The sequence below is a fragment of the Methanosarcina hadiensis genome (genome assembly GCF_046529725.1).
GTDB lineage: Archaea > Halobacteriota > Methanosarcinia > Methanosarcinales > Methanosarcinaceae > Methanosarcina > Methanosarcina hadiensis.
In genome coordinates this window covers 4,124,173-4,136,553 of sequence record NZ_CP136241.1, presented here as the reverse complement: position 1 = coordinate 4,136,553, position 12,381 = coordinate 4,124,173, and the positions used below count along the sequence as shown (strand labels likewise).

At 38.0% G+C, this 12,381-nt stretch carries 4 protein-coding genes; 3 read left to right on the top strand and 1 reads right to left on the bottom strand.

Going from position 1 to position 12,381, the window contains the following annotated elements:
* Positions 1-7: 7 nt before the first annotated feature.
* Positions 8-937 (bottom strand): UDP-glucuronic acid decarboxylase family protein, encoded by a 930-nt coding sequence (locus RSJ42_RS17785; protein WP_410508555.1) that lies wholly within the window; start codon positions 935-937, stop codon positions 8-10.
* A 1,168-nt stretch (positions 938-2,105) separates the two neighbouring features.
* On the opposite strand from RSJ42_RS17785, the gene RSJ42_RS17780 reads away from it, so the two are divergent.
* The 3 genes from RSJ42_RS17780 to RSJ42_RS17770 all read left to right on the top strand — a co-directional run bounded on the left by RSJ42_RS17780 (position 2,106) and on the right by RSJ42_RS17770 (position 12,203).
* A complete protein-coding gene (locus RSJ42_RS17780; protein WP_410508554.1) occupies positions 2,106-3,494 on the top strand; it encodes a glycosyltransferase in 1,389 nt (462 codons plus the stop codon).
* A gap of 807 nt (positions 3,495-4,301) precedes the next feature.
* Positions 4,302-8,123, top strand: a complete 3,822-nt coding sequence (locus RSJ42_RS17775; RefSeq protein ID WP_410508553.1) for a PKD domain-containing protein — start codon at positions 4,302-4,304, stop codon at positions 8,121-8,123.
* 1,170 nt (positions 8,124-9,293) lie between these two features.
* Positions 9,294-12,203 carry a PKD domain-containing protein gene (locus tag RSJ42_RS17770; RefSeq protein WP_410508552.1) on the top strand — a complete coding sequence of 970 codons (2,910 nt, stop codon included), beginning with the start codon at positions 9,294-9,296 and terminating at the stop codon, positions 12,201-12,203.
* The last annotated feature ends 178 nt before the right edge of the window (positions 12,204-12,381 follow it).

The window sequence follows — 12,381 nt, the reverse complement described above, 5'->3', positions numbered from 1 at the left end:
CACTTACTCAAACCCTTACACTTTTAAAATACTCAACTGTTTTAGTGAGCCCTTCTTCTAAGCCAACTTTAGGTTCCCAACCCAGTACATTTCTAGCTCTGCTAATGTCTGGACGTCTAAGTTTTGGGTCGTCTGTCAGTGAATCCTTATGGATAATCTTTGACTTACTCCCTGTGACTTTGAGAACCATATTAGCAAGTTCAAGTATAGTCATCTCGCGCTCATTTCCAATGTTGACAGGTTCTGTGCAGTCAGACATCATCAACCTGTAAATCCCTTCTGCCTCATCAGTTGCATAGCAAAAGGAACGAGTGTAAGAACCATCACCATATATTGTAATATCAACACCTGTAAGCGCTTGATTAACGAAATTTGGTATGACTCTGCTATCCTTTATCTGCATTCTTGGTCCATATGTGTTAAATATACGGACAATCCGTGTATCCACACCATAATAACGGTAGTATGCCATTGTTATGGATTCGGCAAATCTCTTTGCTTCGTCGTAAACGCTTCTTGGACCAGTACAGCTTACATTCCCCCAATATGCCTCAGATTGAGGATTTACAAGGGGATCGCCATAAACTTCCGATGTTGACGCAAGCAGGAAACGTGCTTGTTTTTCTTTAGCGAAGTCTAACATATTGAAAGTTCCTTCAGAATTAACTTTCATGATTGCAGTTGGAGCTTCGACGCACATCTTAAAGGTCGCTGGGCTTGCAAGATGAAAAACATAATCAACTTCGCCAGCATAGTGAAATGGTTTAGTTACATCGTGTTGCACATAAGTAAAATTATCTGACTTAATATGTTCAATGTTTTTTACGCTGCCTGTAATTAAATTATCAACGCACACTACTTCATGCCCTTCTGAAAGCAGAAGATCGCATAAATGAGAGCCAATAAAGCCCGCCCCGCCAGTTATTATTGATTTCATCGTAAATTAACCCACTCCCTCTCACATTTAATCTGCTTTATTTTAGTTATGGATTCATATGATTAGACTGGTTAGCATATGTTTGTAATCCATAGTTCACTATACTTATACATGGTCAATAAATAACTGTATACGAATAATGAATTCTAAAAATTATTAAGTATCGACTATGAGGATCATTAATAATAACTTTCAATCCATTATGAATTCAAAACTACTGTTTTTTTACAGTTAATACGAAATATACAATAGAATAAATAGAAAATCAAGTGAATGGCAGTATGTTGTCTGGCCCCTTTAAATGCAGAAGTTAAGAAAGAGAATCACCTTAATAAAAGTAAAAAGTACATAAAAATGTAATGGGTCATAGAAATTTGAGGAAATGATAGCAGAAAGGGAAATACAACCTGATCGCTCCATTTCAATGAAATGGGTACATTAACACTTTTCTAAGATTGAAAATAAGATACTTAGATTTTAAAACCAACCAACAGCTCTCGGAGAGCGAATCATAAATTAAGGTAAAAGGTAAGAAAAATATTTTTATCGCCCAGCTGGTTCAACTTGAAATTTAGTTTATTTTAGATCCCGATGAAAAGAGCGATAGAAAAGCTGCAAATTATTTCTTTGAGAAAGCATTAGTTATAGTTATAACCAAATTCTAAAGGTAACAACCGTTGATAAAATGCAGCTTACCCACCCTTTATAAATTAACTGAAAAATGGTAAAATAGTACTTAAAATGCAGGCTTTTGGTAAATCAAGAATTGAATAGTATTGTGAATAGAATCATGGATGTAAAAAGGATATTCGCCCAATTTTAGGCTTTCAATCTTTTTATCAGCTTCAGACTTTAAAAGGAATTGGAATTATGCATATGATAAAAAAGGACAGATTGATGATTTAAATCAATGTGTTACTGGAAATCAATATGTTCTTGATTGAGCCAATTTTATAAACAAATTATTTGGAATAAGTATCAACTTCCAGACAGTATCTCAGGAATGTTCTATCTTTATATATGATCTAAAGTAAAACCAGGTTTTTATTTCTAAATTGCGGGTTTTTGTAATAGAACAAGAAAAAAAAAGATCTACTGTTAATCTTTTTAAATAAGTTAGTGTTAATATAGTCAGGGTGGGAAAATTAAAACTAAATTAAGTGGCAGATTGCACATAGCACTATCGTTAATATTAGCTATAATTATCACATTTGGCATTGGCTCTATAATAACACAATATAATGTTCCGCACGACCATGGACGTACCGATGGACATGCAACAATATTAGAAGATCCGGCGTTACCTCATTCACTGCAAATTGCATTGGATGATGGTGGAAATAACAATCCACATTTATTTCAAGTACCGGTAAATAGAATTATGCAAGTGTATTTACTGCTATTCCTGGTTTTTGGCACATTTCCTCTGGTGTTCTTTGTCATATGGAAGCTAATAACAAGTAGATTTAGAAGAGAATCTGATAAGCAACTATCGAAGGCAGAAATAAAATATCCTGATTTGCTCACAATCATAGTTCCTGCTTATAATGAACAAAAATCAATTGGTAGATGTATTGAGTCATTGTTGAATCAGGATTATAAGGGTGCAAAAGAAATCATTGTCGTAAATGATGGATCAAAGGATAGAACAGCTGCTATAGCTTCACAATATCCTATAACTCTTCTGGATTTAAAACAGAATGTTGGAAAGGCTAGTGCACTCAATGAAGGAATTAAGATTGCAAAAGGAGACATTATATTATTTAGTGATGGTGACTCAAATATGTGCATTGATGCCGTGTCATCAATGGTTAGATGCTTTAGCACATATCCAGATGCAGACATCGTCACGGGACAAGTGTTGATTAACAAACCTGAGAAATTCAGCTTCATCAATTATTGCCAAATGATAGAATATCATATTGAACAGGAAATTGTCAGATACCTCCAAAGTTTGACTGATGAAATAGTTGTGTGTCCCGGGCCCATTACAGCAGTAAAGCGTCATGTATGTGACAAAATACCATACACTAATAATACAATCTTAGAAGACGCAGATTTCTCTGCAAGCGCGCGTGAAAATAAATTCATGATAAAACTAGACCGAAATGCTAAAATTTATACGAACGCGCCTGAAACTATTAAGCAGTGGTATAAACAACGAACAAGATGGTGGTACGGTAACCTTCAAGTGTGGCGTATCCATAAAAAATGGGCTATTACGAATCCGTGGATGATTTATAGTTATCTTAGCTTTGTTACGAGTCTATGCTCTCTTGTAATGATATTGGTTATGCCGTACTTCATGCTCCAATATGGAGATATCTTTGATTTTATGCTAAAAGGACTTGTTTGTTTCTCAATACTAATGCTGATGAATAGTGCAATGATTTCAATATTTTTACGGCACAATAAAATGCTAATGTTGATGGTAATTCCGTATATGATTATTTATCCGATATTAAAAGTATTTGTGCTTAGCTATTTTTATGTGCTCTATATCACAGGTATTGGATTAAATATTAAACACGGAACAAGACACATAAAAGCGAGATAAAAGAATATATTAGTTGCCGCATGCGCACCAGATTCTTATCTTAATATTTTAGTTTTGCTTTTTTATTGAGAACCTTTGCGGATAGGACTATATATTCAAATGAAAAAAAGAGAAAGGGATTGAAGGAATTAAAGTCTTTAATCGCGCATATGCAAAGAATAATTGAAATCAAAAACACGATTCAAAAGGTGCAGATACCGGTTAATATCAGTATTCAGGAAAGCGATTTTTCAGGGACCATATACCAGGAACCTTAGCAAACTGAATTTTAAGGAGCATCCCACTATTAAAATATTTCCTTTTTTAGAGTTTATTTTCCTGTGTTTAGAATTGTTTCACAGGCGCAGCAGAAAGATACAAACATTTTACCTGAAGAAAGATAGACTGGAAACCTGCCTTTCTTACAGATGTGAGAACAGAAGCCTAAAGCCCATCTATTGGTCCCGGTGCAAAGATCTAGCTTTGTTACAATACAAATGTAAACATCCACAATTAGGGAAGTTAATCAATCTCGTCACCAGGAAAATTATAAACAAAGGTAAAAATTATAGCATCAAACTGCGGAAATATTATTTTTGCAGCACAACCAGCTCCGGATGACGTTTTGGGAGTATTTTATTCTTTTATGTTCTTGCTGTGAAACTAGATTTCTACTTTTATATTGTGAGGTTTTACCCCAGAACAGGTACATCTATATACCTTTAGAATGTTATGCATTTATAGTCGCAAATGACTTTATTAAAAAAAAATTAACTATATAATGAGGGGGGTATAGAAATATTATTTAGATCAACAATAGCCACGCTTATGATTATAATTATCATCGGATCAGCGTGTGCTGCGCCTAGTATTATAGATGGATCATCAGATATCAAAGAGCATGAGTCTAACGTTACAAGTGAATCGCCAGAGATCACAGGACATAATATCCCAGAGCCAGAAACTACATATGGTAAAGTATTACCTCCTGGACAGAATATAAAAGCAGCAAGTGTTGTTAAGGCTCCTGCAGCAAGTACTCCTGTATCTAAAGCTGCTGTTTCAAAAGCGGCTGCTTCTAATACGGCTGTCTCTACTGCTGCAACATTTACATCTACTCCTGCTTCCGGAACTATGATGGATAACACTAAGAAAATTGCAGTGTATATGCCTGCAATGAAAAATTGGGTATGGTGTGAAACTCTAAATGATGCTGTCCAGGTTGATGTAACGTTTGACCCAATGACAACTGCAATGTTGAGCGAGTTTGATCCGGATTACATTGGGGACTCTACAGCAAGTCTTAATACGCTAACTGTCGGAAATTATGAACTTTTAATTGTCCCAGTATCCCAAATGTCTACTGCTGCCGCGAATAAGATTCAGGCTTATATAAACAGTGGTGGATGTGTATGGTTCCTAAACGACCCGTGCCTCACAGTAGATGGTGACAGCGGCGTCCAGTTAACAGGTATGCTTGGAAATGTTGTAAGTGCAACTACAAGCAGTACAACCACTATAAATGTGGTTAATGACGACGATATTACCAATGGATTACCAGCAACATTCAAACCAGCAGGTACAACCTCACAGTCCTCGATATTCAGAACATTCAGTACTCCTAACGGAACAATATCTGGGCTGAATTATCAGGTACTTATGTCATATGGTAATGCTGCAATGCTGGTTAAATTCGAGAATCAGACTAATGGTGCCCGTGTAATTTATTCTAATCCTAATATGTTCATATCAGGGGGTACTGCCAGTTACTTCGATGCACAGAACGCATCAAGACTCTTCACCCAGACTAAAGCCTGGATTATGAAATTTGCTCAGAATCCCAGCGGTGTTGAGGTCACTTATCCAAACAGCGACAAACAGCTCACAGTCACCAGTGATGACCATGAATGCGTCCCATGGGACCAGACCACAATAGACCCGATGATTAATGCGGAAACTTCATTGGGCCTTACACCAAGTGAAATTAATACGTTCTATATAATTCCCAGTACATACATGACAGGGGACAAGCTCACTTATTATTCTCAGTATGGTGACACTCACACACTTCATCCTCACTGGAAGGTATGGGATTTATCTAATGTGTCTGTGGCTACTTATGTGGCAAATATCACTGCTGAAAAAGGACTTGTAAATAGTGCAGCTGGTTCATCGGATTATGGGTTTACGTCATGGAGATTCCCGATGACAACATATTGTGCCAACTCAATGCAGGCTGTAGCAAACAGCGGCTTCATCATTGAGGCATCGAATGGTGTAGATGGCGCCCTTGCTGGTAATCCAGCTGATAACACATTGTTTTTACCGAAACAGGTACTTGTAAATAATGCAAAAACAAATATGATAGAATACGAAATTCCTGCAGGGATCGATATCGATTATGCAACAGGAGCGGAATTCGCCGATGCAAACAATGCATATTCAAACCAGTTCAAATACGGTAACTTCCCTATGAACTTTGTAATTCTTGGACACTATCAGGGTATGGCTACGAATTGTACTGTTACCGGGTGGGGTGTAAATTCTACAGGACTTACAGATGGATTGAAAACTATCCTCAGCACTCAGCAGGCGGCAAATCCGAACTTTGCAAATATAAATATACTTGCAAATTATATAAACGGCGTTAGAGGATCAACTATTACTGGAACGGTTGATGGCGCAGTAACAACCATCACTGTCACAAACACACAACCGATTACGAATTTCACTTTGAAAACAACACTGGGTAATGTTATTTCTGCAACATGTGATGGCGTAGCCGCAAACGTTAAACAGGATAGTTTTACTGGTAGCACGTATGTTACAGCAAACCTTGCAACCGCAGGAACTCATACATTCGTGATAAGCAGTTCATCAACTCCGATAACTCAGGTTCTTCCTGTAGCGAACTTCAGCAGCAATGTCACTGAAGGGTATGCTCCACTGAATGTTCAATTCGAAGATTTATCGGAGAATGCATCTTCAATAAGCTGGGACTTTAATAATGATGGAGTTAGCGACTCAACAGATAAAAGTCCTGTTTATGTGTATCAGCAACCAGGAACATATACAGTAAATCTGACTGCTACAAACTTAAATGGAACGAACTCAAAACTCGGTACAATAACAGCTCTTGCAGTTCAGGTTCTTCCTGTAGCAAATTTCAGCACCAATGTCACTGAAGGATATGCTCCGCTTTCTGTACAGTTTACTGACAGTTCAGAAAATGCAAACTCAATAAGCTGGGACTTTAATAACGATGGAATTAGTGACTCAGTAGAGCAGAATCCTGTTTATGTGTATCAGCAACCAGGAACATATACAGTGAATCTGACTGCTACTAACCTGAATGGGACAAACTCGAAACTTGGTACAATAACAGTTCTTGCAGTTCAGGTTCTTCCTGTAGCAAATTTCAGCAGTAATGTTACTGAAGGATATGTTCCTTTAACTGTTCAGTTCGAGGATTTATCGGAGAATGCATCTTCAATAAGCTGGGACTTTAATAATGATGGAGTTAGCGACTCAACAGATAAAAGTCCTGTTTACGTGTATCAGCAGCCAGGAACATATACAGTAAATCTGACTGCTACAAACTTAAATGGAACAAACTCAAAACTCGGTACAATAACAGCTCTTGCAGTTCAGGTTCTTCCTGTAGCAAATTTCAGCACCAATGTCACTGAAGGATATGCTCCGCTTTCTGTACATTTTACCGACAATTCAGAAAATGCAAACTCAATAAGCTGGGACTTTAATAACGATGGAATTAGTGACTCAGTAGAGCAGAATCCTGTTTATGTGTATCAGCAGCCAGGAACATACACAGTAAATCTAACTGCTACAAACTTAAATGGAACAAACTCAAAACTTGGTATTATTACTGTCAAGCCATCAGAAATAACTGCAAAGCCAAAAGCTAATTTTTCTGGGTCTCCTACTGCGGGAATAGTGCCACTGAATGTTTCATTTACTGATATGAGTACAGGAGTTCCAACGTCATGGTACTGGGGTTTTGGAGATGGAAGTTACTCATTGGATCAAAATCCTTCACATGTATACAATAAAGAAGGAAAGTATACTGTCACCCTGACAGTAAGAAACAATTTAGGAGTCAGTACTGCAAAGAAAATCAGATATATCGATGTGGGAATGCTTCCTGTAGCAGATTTTACAGCAGATCGAACCTTAGGAAAAGCGCCAATGGCTCTAAGATTTATTGATAAAAGCGCAGGAAGTCCAACATCATGGTACTGGGACTTTGGAGATGGAAGTACTTCAAGAAGTAAGAATCCTATACACATATACAGTAAAGCTGGAAAATATAACGTCACTTTAAAAGTGACTAACAGTATTGGAACTAATACTACGATGAAATCCAGTTATATTAACGTGGAAGCACGTCCAGTTGCAGACTTTTCCGCATCTCCAAAGCTAGGGGCAGTGCCACTGAATGTTTCATTTACTGACATGAGCACAGAGACTCCAACATCATGGTACTGGAATTTTGGAGATGGAAGTTACTCATTAGATCAAAATCCTTCACACGTATACAGTAAAAAAGGAAAATATAGCGTCAGTTTAAAAGTAACTAACGCGGCTGGGAGTAATACGAAAATCAGGGCTGGATATATCATAGTTACCTGAGGAAACAACATTTAAAATGGAAAAACAATAAACAACTCAATAATAAAGTTTAGTGGAGGTTAATTACTGACAAATCATGTTAGAAGGGCAATTCTCATAGATTGTCAGGATTTAAGAATATCCTCCTTTTATTGTTTTTCAGTAACGACCTTCGCAATCCAATTTATTAACTAATTTTGATTCGTAACGTTTACAGGACTTAAGGATGGACTGAATACTATCCTCAGCATTCAGCAGGCAGCAAATCTAAACTTACAAATACGAATATACTTGCAAATTAAATAAATGGTGTTAGAGGGTCAACTATTACAAGAGCAGTTGAGGGCTCAATAACAACCATTACTGTCACGAATACACAATAGATTACTTTTTACTCTGAGAAAACAACACTGATTAATGTTGTTTCCGCAACCTGTAATGCGTCGCCACAAGCGTTAAACAGGATGGTTTTACTGGTAGCAAGTATGTTATAGCAACCTTTGCAGCCGCAGGAGATCACACATTTGTGATTACTGGTGCAAGTGCTCCAATGCCTTCACCATTATTCCCGGTAGCAAATTCAATGCCAATGTTACTGAAGGTTTTGCTCTCCTTTCTGTACAGTTTACCGACAATTCAGAAAATGCAATTTCTATAGACTGAGACTTTGGAGACGGAAATAACTCAACAGAGTAGAATCCTGTATATGCCTGCTTTATAGAAGAAAACTATACAGCTAACCTGACAGCAATCAATGGAAACGGTACAGATTCAAAGTCAGCTACAATAACTGATATAGAAAAATTAATATCAGTATCTCCAGCATTCCCAGGATTATACTAATCAGGCGACAGATCTGAACGATAATGGCCTCTACAAGGATGTTATTGGAGACAGAATTCTAGATTTCAACGATGTTGTAGCATACTATGACAACATAAATTGGATAAAAGGAATTCTCTTGTTGCTCTCTTTGACTTCAATAATTTTAGGTGTCTTCTATCTTTTTTACGTTCTTGCGGTGGAATTAAATTTTACATTTAAATTATAATTTTTCTCAATAGAATCGATATATCTATATACCCTTAGCATACTAGACAATTTTGGTCTCTGACGACCATATTAAAACAACTTTAACTATATAATGAGGGGGTATGGATAATATTATCTAAATCGATAATAGCCACACTGATGGCCATAATTATCATCGGATCAGCATGTGCTGCACCTGATGTTGCAAATGAATCATCTAACATTACAAATGGTTTATCTTCATCTAATGTTACAGACGGATCATCCGATATTACAGATGGATTATCTTCGTCTAATGCTACAGACGGATCGTCAATAATCTCAGGGCATAAGATCCCAGAGCCAGAAACTCGACAGGGTAAAATCACAAAGGATAAGATCCCAAAGCCAGAAACTCGACATGACAAAAAATTACCTCCTGGACAGAATATAAAAGCAGCAAGTGTTGTTAAGGCTCCTGCAGCAAGTACTCCTGTATCTAATACGGCTGTCTCTACTGCTGCAACATTTACATCTACTCCTGCTTCTGGAACTATAATGGATAACACTAAGAAAATTGCAGTGTATATGCCTGCAATGAAAAACTGGGTATGGTGTGAATCTCAAAATAAGGCTGTTCAGGTTGCTGTAACGTTTGACCCAATGACAACTGCAATGTTGAGCGAGTTTGATCCGGATTACATTGGGGACTCTACAGCAAGTCTTAATACGCTAACTGTCGGAAATTATGAACTTTTAATTGTCCCAGTATCCCAAATGTCTACTGCTGCCGCGAATAAGATTCAGGCTTATATAAACAGTGGTGGATGTGTATGGTTCCTAAACGACCCGTGTCTCACAGTAGATGGTGACAGCGGCGTCCAGTTAACAGGTATGCTTGGAAATGTTGTAAGTGCAACTACAAGCAGTACAACCACTATAAATGTGGTTAATGACGACGATATTACCAATGGATTACCAGCAACATTCAAACCAGCAGGTACAACCTCACAGTCCTCGATATTCAGAACATTCAGTACTCCTAACGGAACAATATCTGGGCTGAATTATCAGGTACTTATGTCATATGGTAATGCTGCAATGCTGGTTAAATTCGAGAATCAGACTAATGGTGCCCGTGTAATTTATTCTAATCCTAATATGTTCATATCAGGGGGTACTGCCAGTTACTTCGATGCACAGAACGCATCAAGACTCTTCACCCAGACTAAAGCCTGGATTATGAAATTTGCTCAGAATCCCAGCGGTGTTGAGGTCACTTATCCAAACAGCGACAAACAGCTCACAGTCACCAGTGATGACCATGAATGCGTCCCATGGGACCAGACCACAATAGACCCGATGATTAATGCGGAAACTTCATTGGGCCTTACACCAAGTGAAATTAATACGTTCTATATAATTCCCAGTACATACATGACAGGGGACAAGCTCACTTATTATTCTCAGTATGGTGACACTCACACACTTCATCCTCACTGGAAGGTATGGGATTTATCTAATGTGTCTGTGGCTACTTATGTGGCAAATATCACTGCTGAAAAAGGACTTGTAAATAGTGCAGCTGGTTCATCGGATTATGGGTTTACGTCATGGAGATTCCCGATGACAACATATTGTGCCAACTCAATGCAGGCTGTAGCAAACAGCGGCTTTATTATTGAGTCATCGAATGGTGTAGATGGAGACCTTGCTGGCAATCCAGCTGATAACACATTGTTTTTACCGAAACAGGTACTTGTAAATAATGCAAAAACAAATATGATAGAATATGAAATTCCTGCAGGGATCGATATCGATTATGCAACAGGAGCAGAATTCGCCAGTGCAAACGCTGTCTATTCAAACCAGTTCAAATACGGTAACTTCCCTATGAACTTTGTAATTCTTGGACATTATCAGGGAATGGCTACAAATTGTACTGTTACCGGATGGGGTGTAACGTCCACAGGACTTACGGATGGACTAAAAACTATCCTCAGCACTCAGCAGGCGGCAAATGCAAACTTTGCAAATATAAATATACTTGCAAATTATATAAACGGCGTTAGAGGATCAACTATTACTGGAACGGTTGATGGCGCAGTAACAACCATCACTGTCACAAACACACAACCGATTACGAATTTCACTTTGAAAACAACATTGGGTAATGTTGTTTCTGCAACATGTGATGGCGTAGCCGCAAACGTTAAACAGGATAGTTTTACTGGTAGCACGTATGTTACAGCAAACCTTGCAACCGCAGGAACTCATACATTCGTGATTACCGGTTCAAACACGCCAGTGAATCCACCAACACCAATTGCTCCAGTCGCAAGCTTTACACCTGTCACATCAAGTGGGACCGCCCCGCTCACCGTGGCATTTACCAGCACTTCAACCGGTACGTCTCCCACTCTCACCTGGGATTTTGGAGATGGGACAACAGGATCAGGTGCAAGTATTTCACATCAGTTTAATAATACTGGAACTACTGCAGTGACATACACAGTTACACTTACAGCACAAAACACAGCTGGTACAAACACAACAACTGGAACGGTAACTGTGAATCCAGTTATTCCAAAGCCAGTGCCTTCATTCACTTATTCTCCTGAATCAGGAATAAATACATCAACCATGGTGACATTCACTGACACAAGCAGCAACAATCCAACTACATCATCCTGGGTGTTTGGCGACGGTGGAACAGCTACAGGTGCAACAGTTACTCACAAATTTACTAAAAGCGGCTCAATAAATGTTCAGCTGACAACCAGTAATGCCGGAGGGAGTGCTACACTTAATAAAACAATTTCAGTGGGTGCTGTTATACCAGTTGCTTCTTTCAGTTACTCCCCAACTACAGTAAGGCGTGGACAGGTAGTAACATTTACTGATTCCAGTACAAATTATCCAACTAGCTGGAAATGGACATTCTCTGACACCGGAACTACTGTCACTACTACAACCGGAAAAACAACACACACATTTAAGAGAACTGGTACATACACTGTGAAACTTGTCTCATCTAACAGTGCCGGTAGCAGCCAACCAGTATCAAAGTCTATCAGAGTAACTTATTAAAAAGAGCAATGGAGTGTTGTACTCCTTGCTTAAATTACTTTTTTACGCTCGTAATTTAATCTGTTGCAAAAATTCATACAGAATAGGCCAATAGAATAAATAGAAAATCAAGAGATGGTAGTATTTTATTTTTTATCTATTACAGAATTTCTTACCCTGAGTGCTTCTCCAAATTTTC